The organism is Alloyangia pacifica (assembly GCF_900116195.1).
Lineage (GTDB): Bacteria > Pseudomonadota > Alphaproteobacteria > Rhodobacterales > Rhodobacteraceae > Salipiger > Salipiger pacificus.
Map to the genome: position 1 here is coordinate 84,332 of NZ_FOZW01000015.1, position 13,306 is coordinate 97,637.

12 protein-coding genes are annotated in these 13,306 nt (G+C 63.0%); 2 read left to right on the plus strand and 10 right to left on the minus strand.

The genetic code is table 11. The annotated features are described in order from the left end of the window. The first annotated feature begins 24 nt into the window (after nt 1-24). Entirely contained in the window at nt 25-882 is an 858-nt protein-coding gene (locus tag BM397_RS24780; RefSeq protein ID WP_235958008.1) for a DeoR/GlpR family DNA-binding transcription regulator, read from the plus strand. A gap of 857 nt (nt 883-1,739) precedes the next feature. Here the strand turns inward: BM397_RS24780 and BM397_RS24785 are convergent. Then, nucleotides 1,740-2,657: a DUF6635 family protein gene (locus BM397_RS24785; protein ID WP_092430679.1), complete on the minus strand. Its 918-nt coding sequence runs from the start codon at nt 2,655-2,657 to the stop codon at nt 1,740-1,742. Nucleotides 2,658-2,976: 319 nt separating this feature from the next. On the opposite strand from BM397_RS24785, the gene BM397_RS24790 reads away from it, so the two are divergent. Continuing rightward, complete coding sequence (locus tag BM397_RS24790; RefSeq protein ID WP_092430677.1) at nt 2,977-4,167, plus strand: Fic family protein; 1,191 nt, start codon at nt 2,977-2,979, stop codon at nt 4,165-4,167. Nucleotides 4,168-4,356: 189 nt separating this feature from the next. On the opposite strand, the gene BM397_RS24795 is transcribed toward BM397_RS24790, so the two are convergent. Genes BM397_RS24795 through BM397_RS24835 form a run of 9 tightly spaced genes read right to left on the minus strand, consistent with a single transcriptional unit; the run spans nt 4,357 to nt 13,301 of the window. Next, nucleotides 4,357-5,973, minus strand: coding sequence for an LPD7 domain-containing protein (locus BM397_RS24795; RefSeq protein ID WP_092430675.1), 1,617 nt, complete (start codon nt 5,971-5,973; stop codon nt 4,357-4,359). Next, nucleotides 5,966-8,098 (minus strand): type IV secretory system conjugative DNA transfer family protein, encoded by a 2,133-nt coding sequence (locus BM397_RS24800; RefSeq protein WP_092430673.1) that lies wholly within the window; start codon nt 8,096-8,098, stop codon nt 5,966-5,968. The genes BM397_RS24795 and BM397_RS24800 overlap by 8 nt, the downstream gene beginning before the upstream one ends. Next, the gene (gene virB11 / locus BM397_RS24805; RefSeq protein ID WP_092430727.1) at nt 8,095-9,153 is read right to left on the minus strand and encodes a P-type DNA transfer ATPase VirB11; all 1,059 of its coding nucleotides are present in this window, start codon (nt 9,151-9,153) and stop codon (nt 8,095-8,097) included. Before virB11 ends, BM397_RS24800 begins: the two co-directional genes overlap by 4 nt. After that, nucleotides 9,153-10,340 carry a type IV secretion system protein VirB10 gene (virB10, locus tag BM397_RS29830; RefSeq protein WP_092430671.1) on the minus strand — a complete coding sequence of 396 codons (1,188 nt, stop codon included), beginning with the start codon at nt 10,338-10,340 and terminating at the stop codon, nt 9,153-9,155. The genes virB11 and virB10 overlap by 1 nt, the downstream gene beginning before the upstream one ends. A 2-nt stretch (nt 10,341-10,342) precedes the next feature. Continuing rightward, nucleotides 10,343-11,194 carry a P-type conjugative transfer protein VirB9 gene (virB9, locus tag BM397_RS24815; protein WP_092430669.1) on the minus strand — a complete coding sequence of 284 codons (852 nt, stop codon included), beginning with the start codon at nt 11,192-11,194 and terminating at the stop codon, nt 10,343-10,345. After that, nucleotides 11,191-11,877, minus strand: coding sequence for a VirB8 family type IV secretion system protein (locus BM397_RS24820; protein ID WP_092430667.1), 687 nt, complete (start codon nt 11,875-11,877; stop codon nt 11,191-11,193). The genes virB9 and BM397_RS24820 overlap by 4 nt, the downstream gene beginning before the upstream one ends. Beyond that, a complete protein-coding gene (locus tag BM397_RS24825) occupies nt 11,874-12,074 on the minus strand; it encodes a hypothetical protein (protein ID WP_092430665.1) in 201 nt (66 codons plus the stop codon). The genes BM397_RS24820 and BM397_RS24825 overlap by 4 nt, the downstream gene beginning before the upstream one ends. Before the next feature lie 47 nt (nt 12,075-12,121). Next, nucleotides 12,122-13,009 (minus strand): TrbL/VirB6 family protein, encoded by an 888-nt coding sequence (locus tag BM397_RS24830; protein ID WP_092430663.1) that lies wholly within the window; start codon nt 13,007-13,009, stop codon nt 12,122-12,124. Nucleotides 13,010-13,040: 31 nt separating this feature from the next. After that, a complete protein-coding gene (locus tag BM397_RS24835) occupies nt 13,041-13,301 on the minus strand; it encodes an EexN family lipoprotein (protein ID WP_092430661.1) in 261 nt (86 codons plus the stop codon). Nucleotides 13,302-13,306 lie beyond the last annotated feature (5 nt).

Sequence of the window (13,306 nt, forward strand, 5' to 3'; positions counted from 1 at the left end):
CCAATGCCAGATTAGGAGGTCCCCTTGCGCAAGTCAGAGGACACATTGAATGAAGAGATGCTGCCGGCAGAGCGGCGGCAACATCTCATCGACTGGTTCAAGCAGAACCAGGCGGGATCCGGTCAGGATCTTGCTCGGATGCTGGGGATTTCAGTATCGACCATTCGCAGGGACCTGGACGTCCTGGCAGGCGAGGGGCTCGTGCGGCGCACCCATGGCGGCGCGGTGGCGATCCGGTCCCGCTCGAGCTACGAGCCGTCCACCGACCTGTCGCAGCGAACAGCGGTCGAGGAAAAGCTGGCCATAGTGCGCGAGGCGCTCACGCTCATCGAACCGGGCCAGTCCCTCCTGATCGATACCGGCGCCGTCATTTGTCATCGCCTGGCCGACGAGATCGCAAAGATCGAGTTTCCGCTTACCGTTATCACCAACGATCTCTACGTGGCCAAGCAGCTGACCTACCGCGACAACATCACCCTGATCGTGCCTGGAGGCGCGTGTCGTGTCGGCTCGTTCAGCCTGCTGGGAGAGCCCGGGCTGGGCTTCCTGAAGAATATCCACTGCGACATCTTCTTCACCTCGGCCACCGCAATCGACGAGAATGGCACGTCGGAAACCAATCTGGAACTGGGGCACATGAAGCGAGCCATGGCCGCCGCCGCAAGAGAGGTCGTGCTCATCGCCGACAGCAGCAGGTTCATGTCCTGCGCCCTGCACCGCACGGTGCCGATCAATTCCATCGACCTCATCATCACGGACGCGGGCCTGCTCGAAGAGGACCGCGCCAAGTTTCCGCCGCACAAGCCGCGCTTCAAGACCATCGACAGAACACAAGTGGCCGTGCCGGACGCGGATGACATTGGTCCAAACACGCCCTCCTGAATTTTGGACTTCGAGGTACTGAGCATCTGAGCCAGCCCCATTGTCGGCAGCGAACTTTGGCTCTGAATTCGGTCACGGGGCCATCTTCGTCGATCGCCTTCGGCCCAAGCGGCTTGGTCCGTCGGAGTGGGGTTTAAGTCCAGTTAGGTCGCCGTCCTTCCCTAGAGCGCGGCCTCACTGCTAGGGCCGCGGGGATGCGTGTTTCGGTCGGTGGTCAGCGCGGCAGCTGCCAACACGATGCTGATTCAATAGAATCAAGACGTGCCCATCGCAATTGCGTGCTCGCTGTCTGGACTGGCATCAGTCGGTCCCGGCGCATCGCCGGAACCACGTCCCCGTGGTTCCTCAGAGGCCCGCGTCCCATAGACCCCATGATCGCGGAGTGGGCTGACTGGGTCGGCGGCCTCTCCCAAGATAATACACCTTTGAACAGGGAAGCCTCCCAAATTTTACGAAGCGACAAATGACTTCAGGTGCGTACGCGGCCTGTGGGTTAACAGTATGTGGTTCTTGAATTTTTCGAGCCCTCTTCTGCGTCTGTCTCATGCCCAAAGGAGTGCCCGGTCGGATAACGCTGAAATATGTAACGCGGTCTGCCGTGCCCAGTCAGCTCACTCCGCGATCATCAGGTCTAGGAATGAGCTGGCGACCAAGCGCGGGTACGCCTACTCGAGCTGCGGTGGGGGGAAGGTTACCAGCATCACGGCTGAGGGCTGAGAGTCCGCCCAAAAGATGCTCGCAAGGAAAAGGCCACGCAAAGCTACCGCTCGCTCCAACGAGGAGTGGGCCCATGCCGGGCACCTGATACTTTTGGTGCTTGGGCGATGACGCGTGTTCAGCGCTAATCCAGGCTGACCTCAGCGGAAGTGCCTGAACAGCCCACCGGCGATATCGGCGATGTCGAAGACCCGCGCATAGAGATGTTCGCGCGCGGCGAAGGGTGCCGAGTCTGACCCTGTCATGTCCCGCTCAACCGCGGTGACCAACCGGCGCAGACGGGCTTGGTGAACACCGAGCCGAGTCTGGACGGGATCGGCCAGAACGCCCGCGAAGGCCGTGATGATGGCCGCCGTGACGATCAGCATCAGGGCGACCGTGACAATGGCCAGAGGCGAAGCGCCGACAGGGAATGCGCCATACCAGAGGCCGCCCAGCCCACGCCCGAGCGGGAAGTTCCCGATCGCGGCGTCCATGGCATAGCTATCGGCCAGCGCAGGCGCTAGAGACAGCATGCCCGGCGTCAGGCGATGGAACAGCCAGGCCCCGAAGCAGATTGTCAGCAGCGCCGTGGTCATTTCGGCCACGGCCGACCGGGTGCCGGTGTAGGTCTTGATATTCGCTGCGGCCCGCTCCGCCCGCCTGCGCGTTTCATCTTCGCTGAGGGAAGTGTCATCTCGAAGCGGAGGAGCCTCGGCGAAGCGATCGGCGATAGAGCGTCCCGGACCGTCCGGCAGGGCAAATACATGCTTGAGAAGCCCCTCCTCCACCGTGCGAGCCGTGCGCGTGGGCAGGATCAGATGGACGCGCCTCAAAAGGGCTGCAGCGCGTCTCAGGCGCACCGCGCGCAGCAAGAGTGAAATGAGGCGCAGGAGCGCATGAAGGGGCGCCAAGACCACGTTGAGCGGAGCACAGAGGACATCCAAACCCAGGGCCCTGCGATGCAGCCGGGCCGAGCCCGCGAGGGAGAACGTCGATTTGGCATAATTATCGACGCGTGCCCGCGCTGCAGAAAAGTAGTCCTTGGGCTCCGAAGGCTGGATCGCGCCGCGCTGCATTTTGTCCTCTCACCAGGCCGAGCCCCCTGCCCGCCCTGTTTGCAAATAAGGTGCCCGGGGCTGGCTTCCAAGCCATGAGCAATACCTAGCAGGCCTCCACACGGACGCGGCCCCGCCGCAAAAGCACTGTCTGGCCGTAGTTTATCTCCTTCACCGGCGCGGGAAGCCTCATCGGGACTTCTAGCGGTCGGGCGGAGTGGCACGAAATAGTGGCGTGCCTTAGTGGCATAAAACTGCAATAAACTTGAATAAGCCTCCACACTGCAGATACTTAGACAAGCAACTTAGTGGCACGAAATGGATTTCCGGAGTGGCCGAGATGATCATCGCCCCTACGCGAATCGAGCCAGCCCGGATCGAGGATCTGCCGATCAAGCTGGCCGACTGCGCCCTGGCTTTAGCGACGGCTGCCACAAAGCTGGGTCGAAACTTGCCCGCCGAGACCTTGGCCGAGGTTGCCTCAATGATCCGGGTGATGAACAGCTACTACTCGAACCGGATCGAGGGCAACAACACCCGGCCCCGGGAGATTGAGCGCGCCTTGTCAGGCACTTTTGATGCCGACCCGAAGCGCCGCGCCCTGCAACAGGAAAGCGCCGCCCACGTCTGCATCCAGGCGCAGATCGATGCGAAGGCCGCAGCCGGCACGCTCGAGGATCCGACCGGACCCGACTTCATCCGCTGGCTTCACGCTGAATTTTACCGGGACCTCGACGCCTCCGCCCTGACGATCCGGGAAGGCGCGCACCCGGTGGTCATGGTGCCGGGAGAATGGCGTGACGGGGACGTGGAGATCGGCGAGCATGTGCCTCCGCCCCATGACAAGGTGCCGGCCTTCATGGATCACTTCCATGCGCGCTTCCGGCTTGACTGGCTGCACGGGCAGACGGCCCGGATCCTCGCGGTGGCCACGGCCCACCACCGGCTCAACTTCATCCATCCGTTCTACGATGGCAACGGCCGCGTCAGTCGGCTCATGAGCCATGCTCTGGCCCATCATGCCGGGATCGGTGCCAGCGGCCGCTGGTCGGTCTCCCGGGGGCTCGCCCGCGGACTGGAGGGAGGTCTACCCGGGCGCGACGAGTACAAGTCCATGATGCATCTGGCCGACCGGGTTCGGCAGAGCGATCGGGACGGGAGAGGCAATCTCTCCCTGGCGGCACTAACCACCTATACCGACTGGTTCCTGAAGGTTTGTCTCGACCAGGTAGAGTTCATGGACGAGCTTCTGGGATTTGACGGGATGGGCAAGCGTCTCGCGCGCTATGCGACAAGCCGCGACTTCCGTGCCGGCGCGTCCGATCTGTTGCGGGCAGTCCTCGTTCGGGGCGAAGTTGACCGCGGCGATGCAGCGGCCATCCTGGGCGTGGCCCCGCGCACCGCACGCGCCGTCATCAAGGAACTCACCGATGATGGGGTGCTGGGGTCCATCACACCCCGCGCGCCACTGCAGCTGCGCTTCCCCAGTCAGACGCACGAAATGCTTTTCCCCCGCCTCTTTGAAGCCTGATGCCGCACGTCACGGGCGCGAGATCTACCTCAGGTGGAGCTAGTGTCCACGGACCAAAGCGCCGTCAATGGTATAGTGCCGAACGCATAGAGATCTGGAGTTCCAGCCAGACCAAGGCCGCAACTCCCACGAGCATGCGGACAGGACCCAATTCCGAAATCCCGCCACCCATAACGGCACGCGCGGCATTCACCGCTCCTGTCCCTTCTGCACCCCGCGCGCCCGCTCTTTCTCAGCCACCTGCCCGGCATTCTGTGCTAGCCGCTCCTGCTCCCTGGAAACATTCGCTAAGCTCTGAACCTGCACCGACCTCCCTGCCTGCAGCCCCTGCGACAGGAGCTTGGCGACATTCTCCCGAGCCGCCTCTCGATCCTTTTCCGACACCCCACCGGCCCGCATCCGCGCGTCCATGTGGGCAAGCACGCTCGCCGAGCCTTTGACAGCCTGATCGCCGGGCTCATAGTGCATGATACGATCCTCGAGACGTTCTGAGGACAGTTCCTGCTCCCGCAGTTTGTCGGACACTGTGCTATTCTCCTCGGCTACAGCCATCGCATTTTCCTGTGGCTGCGCCTCAACGACGCCCGGCTCGCCTCTATTGACCTCCGCCGCTCGCTCAATATCCCGCGCATCCCAAAGGCGCCGATGCCCCTGTCTTTCGACCTCTTCGCCTGATTTCTTGTCTATGGTTTTGTAGGTCACCGGCTGGACCCCCGGCGAATACAGCGTCACCTGATCCCCAGCCTTGAGTTCATGTTTCTCGACGGCGTCGGGCAGGGTCACGCTCCAGAGACGCTCTACCTTTTCACCCTCGCGCGCGAGTTCGATGAATGGCACGGAATTGGCGCCTTCGCGATTGCGGTATGGCGCAGAGCCGATTTCGGTGATCGTGCCGGTGATGCCCTCGGCGAAGTTGGCGCGCGGCATTTGCACCACGTTTCCGTCCTTCGCCGTCCCGTCAGATCGCAACGACCCTGCTGTACTGCCGCCGCGCTCGATCTGCTCACCATCCGTGCGTTCGAGCACGCGCTCGCCGATCATCTGCCCTCGGCGACTGGCCTCTTCGCGATCCTTCTCGGTCGGCCGGTAGCCCTCAACCTTCAGGCCCTGCGCGGTGCCCTCGATCCACATCTCGCGGCGAAACTCTTCCGGACCCCGGGCTGTGAGGTTCTGCCAGCCGCGGTGCGCCGCGAGTTCGATCATGTCCATCGCGGTGCCGCGATCCGCGTTGCGGGTGCTGAGCCGGTCGCCCGTGTCGCTGATTGCCGGGCGCACATCTTCGTAGGATCGGTAAAGTTCCTGCTGATGCGCGGCCTTCGTCACGAGGAAACGGTCATGGTAGCTGGCCGGGAGGGAGAACCGATCCTCCCCTGCCCGGGTTTTCGTGGCTTCGTCCGGGGCGATCGTCCCCCGGCCTTGTTCCTCTCGCACTGTTGCGGCGACCTCGGCCACCGGGGATTTCACGGCGTCCTCGCGCTCCTGCTCCGCAACGCGCTCATGATACGCGGTCCAAAACGCGAGGTCACTCTCGCCAAACCCTTCACGGGATTTGGAACCGATCTCCTTCGCCGAGACGTCGGGCAAGCTCTCCAGCGCCGGCACCGACTTTTGCACATCCGTCCCGATGGTCACGGTCGAGGCCAGCGTGCGCGCGCCCTGCCCCACCGCCTCTATGACCCGCGGCCGCTGCGCTGCATCCGCATCGGCGAATGCCCGTCCGGCCTCCGCTGCCGTGGCAAACCGCGCCATGGTGTCATTGCCGGCATAGGAAAGGGTGAACCCCACCTCGTTCTGTTTCTCATCCATGCTCATCCCTTTCGTCGCCCTGCTGGTTCGCGATGTCGCCGCATCCAAAGGCCTCGAGCAGTTCGATGGCGCCTTCTTTCGTTCCGATCGTTCCGGCGGTGTTGAGCTCTGCAATCTTTGCCTGTTGCTGATGTCCCGTCAGGCTCAGCCGCTCGTAGGAAATCGTGCCCGGATCGGCGATCTCCTCGTCGGACATCGGCACTTCCGCGGGTTCGCCCTTGGCGATGTTTTCCGCATGAGCGGCCTGCAGGCTGAGGATGTGATCGACCTTTTCCTGCATCTCCGTCTGGCGCGCGATAAGCATGGCGTTCTGTGCCTTGACCAGGGCGAGCTCGCGCTCGAGCGTGCTGCCCGCGATGGACGGAACATGCGGCGCCGGAATCTTCGTGCGCTTGAGCAACGCAGCCTCCGCGTAATAGCGAATCTTCTTTGCCTTGATCGGCGGGTGGCCACCCACCAGCACCAGGGCCTCGCTCTGGTCCATCTGCAGCAATTCCTGCGGCAGCATAAGAGACCGCCGCTGCTCGCTCTGGCTGACGGTCGTGCCCTGGCGATTGGCCAAGTATTTGGACTTGCTCTCGCTCTCCACCTCGACGCCCAGCGTGCCGAGCCGCTCGGAGAGGTTCTTCGCCTCGGTGAGCCCCTTGGGTGTAAAAACAATGCTGACGCCAGAGTTGTCCATGTAGGCATCGGCGCCGTCGCGACCGTAGATGTCAGCAAGCTGCGCCGGGGTCTGCACGATAGTCAGCACCTTGAGACCATAGCCGGCAAAGTACCCAATGCCGCGCTTGAAGGCGGGCAACTCACCCACCGAAGCGAACTCGTCCATGCAAAGGAGCACCTTGTGCCGCAGCGCCGGATTTTGCTCGGGCAGTTCCTGCATGTTGGCATCGACACAGGACTGGAAGAAGAGGTTCATCAGCGGCGCGAGGCGGCCAAGGTTGTTTGGTGAGATGCCGACGTAGATAGACATCGGCTTGCGCCGCAGGTCGGCAAAATCAAAATCCGACGCGGCTGTCGCCCGATCCAGCATGGGGTTCGCAAAGAGCCCGAGGTTGGCGGTGATGGTCGACTTGACGCTCTCGAAGGTATTCTCGCTCTTCGACAGGAAGTCGTTCAGCGTCGAGACCGTCTGCATCGAGAGCGGCCGTTCGGATTTCGCGCGGTCCTCGATGCGCTTGCGGAACGTCTTTGCAAAAGACGGGGTCAGCGTCAGCTGCCGGTAAATCTCCCCAAGGGTGAACGGCAGCTCGGGGGTTTCGGCGAGATAGCCACCGACGCCGACAAAGGCGGTTTGCGCGGCCCGGTCGAAAAACGGGTCCTTGGACGCCACCGGGATGAAGAGATCAGCCAGACGCTGCAGGTCCTCGATTTGGAACTCGGTGCCCCGACGTACGGTCGCCAGCGGATTCCAGCGGTGTGTCTTGCCGGAAGGCTCGAGCGGATCAAACAGGAAGACCTCCTGCCCTCCCGATTTGCGGAAACCCGCGGTCAGCGCCCAATTCTCCTTCTTGATGTCGAGAATGACAGCGGATCCCGGCCAGTTCAGCAAGTTGGGGATGACCACACCGACACCTTTGCCTGAGCGGGTCGGGGCATAGAGGAGCACATGCTCATCCCCGCCATACATTAGCAGATTGTCGGCGTTGAGGTGCCCCGCCTTGTGGATCTTGAGTCTGCCGCTGTGCTCGACCGCCCTGCCCCACCTGTCCACGGGCTTGCCGTAAGTCTTGTGGGGGCGCGCCGAGGTGAAGCCCGCGATCAGACCGGCGCTCGAGCGCATGCCCGCGCCCCGGATTTCGCGCTCGCGGGCAAACTCGGCCCTCCCGTGGACATTTGGCTTGGGCTTTGCCTTGAGGATAGCTGCTCCCAGGACAGCAGCGGGTAAAAGCCCAGCGTAGCCTGCAAGCTTGACCCACTTCAGGGTCTCGGGATCGGTGTACCCGGCGAGCGCCGCGCGCGGCCAGAGCAACAGGTCGCGGGGCAGATGCACCGGAACGTTGAGACCCCACTGCAGGGCGTAGGCCGAGGTCATGAGCCCGCCCACCACGCCAATGCCGGCGGCGGCGGTGATTGCGGCGGCCCGCGCCGGCGTGCCGAGACGATGCCAGTTCTGAACGATCATGCGCCGCCTCCCAGCTTCTGGAGGGGGTCGAAGTAGATCTCGGTGACGCGGCGCCCCACCTCGGTGCGCTTGAGCTGCACGACGACATCGACCATGTGGATCAGCATCTCCTTGATTTCGCCGCGCGTGAGGTCCCGGCCGGCGTCGCTTTCCTTGACCAGCAGCGCCAGCTGCTCGAAGGCGAGTGCGGGGGAGTCCGCGTGGATCGTGGTGATCGATCCGCCGTGGCCGGTGTTGACGTTTCGCAGGTAGTAAAAGGCCGCGGCATCCCGCAGCTCCTGCAGGAAGATCCGGTCCGGGCGCATGCGCAGGGCACTTTCGAGAAGTTCGCGCGCGGTGATGCGCGCCGCGCCCTGCTCCCCCTTTGAGTAGATCAGCCGCACAACATTCTGATGTGGCAGGCCGAGCTCAAGCGTGTCCTCGATCGTGATAAGCCGTTCGTGCGCCGGAATGAGTGGGAGCAACGCTTTGGAAAACGTGGTCTTGCCCGAGCCGGTGGCGCCGGAAACGAGGATGTTCTTCTTCGCCCTTACCGCCGAGGTCAGGAACGCCGGCCAGCTGCCGTCGCGGTGCAGAGACAGAAGGCGCTCGTCCTCCGCACTCAACCCGCCGTCCGTCGAACAGCTTTTGACAGCCTCGAACATGCCTTGGGCCATCAGATCGTCGAGCGTGTAGCTCTTCTGGGCCGGCTTGCGTATTGTAATGCTGATCGTGCCGTCGGGCACCGCGGGCGGCAGGACGATCTGAATCCGCTCGCCGCCTGGCAGGGCGCCAGACAGGAGCGGCGTCTGCTCATTGACCTGCTGGCGTGTCCAACTACCGACGGTGGAGACGAGACCTAGCAAAAAGGAATAGGTGAACGCCGGGGCGGCGACCTGCTCCCAGGTTCCGGAGGCATCTTCGACAAACACCTCCCCGGGACGATTGATGCAGATCTCGAGCACGTCGCTGCGCGCGAGCCAAGGCGCAAGCGGTTCCAGATGGGAGGCAAGAGCCGAGGGCACGACCCTGCTGGTAGCTCTCGGCTTTGCACGACCCGTGTCACGCACCTGCATCATCGCAGCCGGTACACGCTGGAGAAATCGAGATCGCGGGCGACCATGACCGAGACCTCTTCACCCTGGTTCTTGCGCAGGATGACCGGCACATCGATCGTGCTCTCGAGCTCGGTCTCCGCAAGGCTGCGCGCCGCGTCGCGCGTGTTCTCGTAGTTGCTCTCGTCATCCGTGCCCGAGCGGGTCGCGAGGATCAGCGCGTCATCTATGATCGACAGCATCATCGTGCCGCCGAAGCGCGTCCAGAACTGGGTGTCGATGTCGCCTTCAAAACCCGTGCGTCCCAGCGCGTCGGCGCCGGGCGAGCCCAGGTTCACGATGACCCCGGCCGGCGTCTCGGCCCGGGTCCAGAGAACGAAGAGGCGTTTCTGGCCCCGTTGCAGACCGCCCCGGTACTCACCAACAATCTTCGTGCCGCGATCGAGAAGGATGACAGCGCCGGTGGTGGCATAAACGTCATCCGTGACGGTGCAGCGCACCATACCGGGCGCGGTGGAATCCATCGCCGTGTCGAGCGCGCAGGGGATGACTGTGCCTTGGGTGACCGTCAGGTTCGGATGGGCCAGCACTCGAGCCTGCTCGGCCCCGCGCGTGCCGGTGACGAGTTCCGCGGCTAGCCCTGAGAGTTCGCGTCCGGCACCTTCGGCAGTTCCCCCGCCGAAGAGCGTTGGTGCGGCGCCTTCTGCGGACGCTGCGCCTTGCGTAATGCCTCCCACAGCTGAGGTCCTTGTGCCCGCATGCGCCATGAGCGGGGCGCGCTTCGAGGCCTCAAAGAGCTGCTCGGCTTCGCTCGGCTCTGACGACTGGCTCTGCTGCTCTTCCTGGCGCGCGCGTTCGATGGGTCCGAGCGCCTCGGGATCCTCTGCTGCCGCGGGCTTCTCATCAGGCTCAGGCGCGGATGTCGACTCTTCCTGCCCCGGAAGTTCCGCGGGTAGGAAATCTTCCGCGGTGCGGATCGTGCTGGCCCTACGCTCCCTCACCTCTTCCGGGGCAGGCTCGGCGTCCCTCGGCCATTGCAGGAAGGCCATTGCCCCGAGGAACACGATGCCCGTGGCGACCAGGAGCTTCTTGTTCTTCTCGGTCAGCCCTGCGGATTTTGCCCCGGCGAAGGATGAAATGCCCCGCTCGCCCGGAAGGGTGGTCTCGGCATTTTCCAGCGCTTCATCGGAATTTTCGGTCTCGGCCATGCTCACTCTCCGATGATTTCGCGGCGCACGGAGGGGCTGGTGGTGCCAGTGCCGGCATCACCGCCGACCGCATGGCCCTGCCCCATGTTATAAAGGGCGGTCACTTCGCCCCCGAGACGCAGGCGCAGCTCCGGCGCGACGTCGTGCACGATGACCTGGTTTTTCCGCACGGTGGTGTTGGCCAAACGCTCGGTGCCCGCGCTGCCGACAATGAACACGGCGGGCATGCGGGTCCGGCGAGCGAACGTCAGCACGGTCATCTCGCCATTGTCGTAGGCTTGGGTCGGCTGCAGAACTCGGCTGCCGGCCGCGAGATAGCGCCAGTTCTTAGAGACTGATGTCGCCACCGACTCCGCCAGCCGAGCCTTGGCCGCCTGTTCCTGGGCCCGGGCCTTCTGGGTGGCCGCAGCCTCGCGCCGCCTATTGGCCTCATCGGTCGGATAGGCAAAGCGGATCTGGAAATAGACATCCTCGGACGTGTTGGTGATCGCCCCTTCACGCACGATGAGCTCGAAGGAATAGGTCCGGGTCGTCCCATCGGCACGCATCGTGGCGATCTGCAGGTTCGTGGGCGGATTTGCCTCTCGCGCTTTCAGATAGAGGATGTTCCCGCGCGGCACGATTTCCCAGGAGACGGTATCGCCGCTGCCGACATCGATGATCTCCTCGGTCTGGGCGAAGACAACCTGAACCGTGGTCCGAATTGTGCCAACCACGCGCACGACGTCCCATTCGTTGTAGCTGACCGACCGGACCCGCGTGTCTGATCGCGAGGGACGCGGCACGTCGAGTGCAAAAACTGGCGTTGCCGCCGTCAGCACCGCGCAAGCGATAAGAGCTGCCCGAAGCCTCATTGCGGTACCTCCGGGTCGGCCCGATAGCTTTCCACTAGAAACCCGAGAGGGTTGATGGTCCGGTCCTCGGCACTGATCTCTGCCTTGCCGTCGAAGGCGAATTCGATCGTCGCAACCCAGAGCGTTTGGGTCCGAAGGTTTTCGCGCTCATTGATCGCGGTCTTGTAGAAACGGACCTGCGCGAGCTCGTCGCCCAAGAAGGAGATCGATCTTATCTTGATCTCTGCACGGGTGTCGGTGCCATAGATGTACTGCGGGCTGTTGGGGTTTGAGCCGTTGAAAGCATCCGAGAAGCGGGCCTGCTCCTCGGGGGCCGAGAGCAGCGTCACCTCCCGGTAGATCGCTTCGCGCTCGGCAAAGCTGTAGCCCTCGCGTTCGCGGACATAGCGCGCCAGGAAATAGCGGGTGACGGTCTCCTCGTAGCTCGTGGCGCCATCATTGAGGCTGGTCATGACCTCCGGAACACCGCTCGCGGTATCGACGCGGATCACGAAGGGCACGACCTCCTTGAGCGGTGCCATGACCCCCACCGCCGCAACGCTGGTCACAGCAAGGAGGCTTGCGACCCCGGCAATGATCCAGGCGGTGCGCTTGGAGCGCTCGGCGGCCAGGCGCAGATCATAGTCAAAGCTGCGCGCCTCTTTCAGATAGGCGGCAAATTCCTTGTCCTCCGCGGGTTTCATGTCTCCGCGCCTCCCCGAGTATCTGCGATCCGGGGCGACACGCCGATTTCCTTCTGCTTTTGCAGCACCGCGTCCTGGTAGTTCCATTTGGTCGGGTTCAGCGGGCGCACCTGAGTGCCGGCAACATCCGGCAGCGGTGTGGTAGTCGCGCAGGCTGTCAGGCCGAGAACAGCCATGAGCAGGACAGAAAATTTCATCTCGTTACCTTGGAGGTTTGCGGGTTGGAGAGGCCGATTTGTCGGCCTCAATCTGTGCGCGTTGCCGAGCCACCCGAACTGCCGGGGCCATCGACACGCGGGGAGGTGCCGAAGAGCTTGCGCTCGACCATGCGCTGCGCCGCGCCGGTCGATGCCGACGTGCCGGCACTCAGCGCCGAGGCGATGGACGGCAACAGGAAGAAAAAGATCGTCCCGCAAGCCATTGCGACGGCGAAAGCCGAGACCGCGGCGGCGCCGTCGGTTGGATTGAAGGCGGTATAAACGTCCGCAATGAAGGCGGTGATCGCCTGAGTGAGCACGATGACCAGGAGCTTCAAGAGCGCGAAGTTCACCGTCTGTCCCAACCAGGCAAAAAACCAGCCGCGAGTGACCTCGAAAAGCGCAAACGCGACAAAAAGCGGGCCAACGGCGGCGAGCATTGCCAAGCCAAAATGCACGATAAGGCTGACAACAAAGGCCAACGCCGCAAACGGCACCGTGGATGCAAGCACGAACAGCGAGAGCCCGTAGCCATAGAGCATCCCGGCAATGCCCGAACCAAACTGCTTTCGTACCTCTTCGCCGATCTTCGAGGACATGGTCATGACTGGGTCAGACGGAAGGTTCGCCGGGCCACCGACGAGAACCTCTACGAAGTCTGGGATGCCTTGCTGAATGGTGTCGCCGACCCAAGCAGTGTACTCCCCAGCACTGGAAACGAGCGTCCAGATAATCGCGAGCTTGACGCCCCGCAGTGTGAAGTCCAGCAACGGTTCTTGAACAGAGCCCCGGATCATCGCCCAGCCGTAGAGGATGAGATAGATCGTCATTGCGGCAGTCAGCGGTGCCGTTAGCTCAGCCGACATCGTCCCGCTGATCGCGTTCATCTTCTCGCTCAGACTGTTTGTGAAGTTGTCGTAGAGCGCTTGCAGCATGTCGACCCGTCTCTTCTATGGCGGCGCGTGATCAATCGAACGATGGCTCGCCAAAGAGCCGTTCTGCAGCTTCGCTCTCTTTCTCATGCAGGCCTTCGAGTTCGGCTTGCTCGGCATTGACGCAGTTCGCGTCCTCGAACGCTCGATCGGATACCTCGCAGGACTCGAGCATCTCAGCGCGCGCGTCAGGGTTTTCGGAAAAATACTCAACCGTCTGGTTCTCATCTTCCTGACAGCCAGCAACGAAAGCAGTCGCGACCAGTGCCGCCAGCATTGGGATGGGACGTTTCATGGCAG

Coding starts and splice junctions, on each gene's coding strand:
- BM397_RS24785 (WP_092430679.1), bottom strand. CDS start 2,657: ATGCAGCGCGGCGCGATCCAGCCTTCGGAGCCCAAGGACTACTTTTCT.
- BM397_RS24790 (WP_092430677.1), top strand. CDS start 2,977: ATGATCATCGCCCCTACGCGAATCGAGCCAGCCCGGATCGAGGATCTG.
- BM397_RS24795 (WP_092430675.1), bottom strand. CDS start 5,973: ATGGATGAGAAACAGAACGAGGTGGGGTTCACCCTTTCCTATGCCGGC.
- BM397_RS24800 (WP_092430673.1), bottom strand. CDS start 8,098: ATGATCGTTCAGAACTGGCATCGTCTCGGCACGCCGGCGCGGGCCGCC.
- virB11 (WP_092430727.1), bottom strand. CDS start 9,153: ATGCAGGTGCGTGACACGGGTCGTGCAAAGCCGAGAGCTACCAGCAGG.
- virB10 (WP_092430671.1), bottom strand. CDS start 10,340: ATGGCCGAGACCGAAAATTCCGATGAAGCGCTGGAAAATGCCGAGACC.
- virB9 (WP_092430669.1), bottom strand. CDS start 11,194: ATGAGGCTTCGGGCAGCTCTTATCGCTTGCGCGGTGCTGACGGCGGCA.
- BM397_RS24820 (WP_092430667.1), bottom strand. CDS start 11,877: ATGAAACCCGCGGAGGACAAGGAATTTGCCGCCTATCTGAAAGAGGCG.
- BM397_RS24825 (WP_092430665.1), bottom strand. CDS start 12,074: ATGAAATTTTCTGTCCTGCTCATGGCTGTTCTCGGCCTGACAGCCTGC.
- BM397_RS24830 (WP_092430663.1), bottom strand. CDS start 13,009: ATGCTGCAAGCGCTCTACGACAACTTCACAAACAGTCTGAGCGAGAAG.
- BM397_RS24835 (WP_092430661.1), bottom strand. CDS start 13,301: ATGAAACGTCCCATCCCAATGCTGGCGGCACTGGTCGCGACTGCTTTC.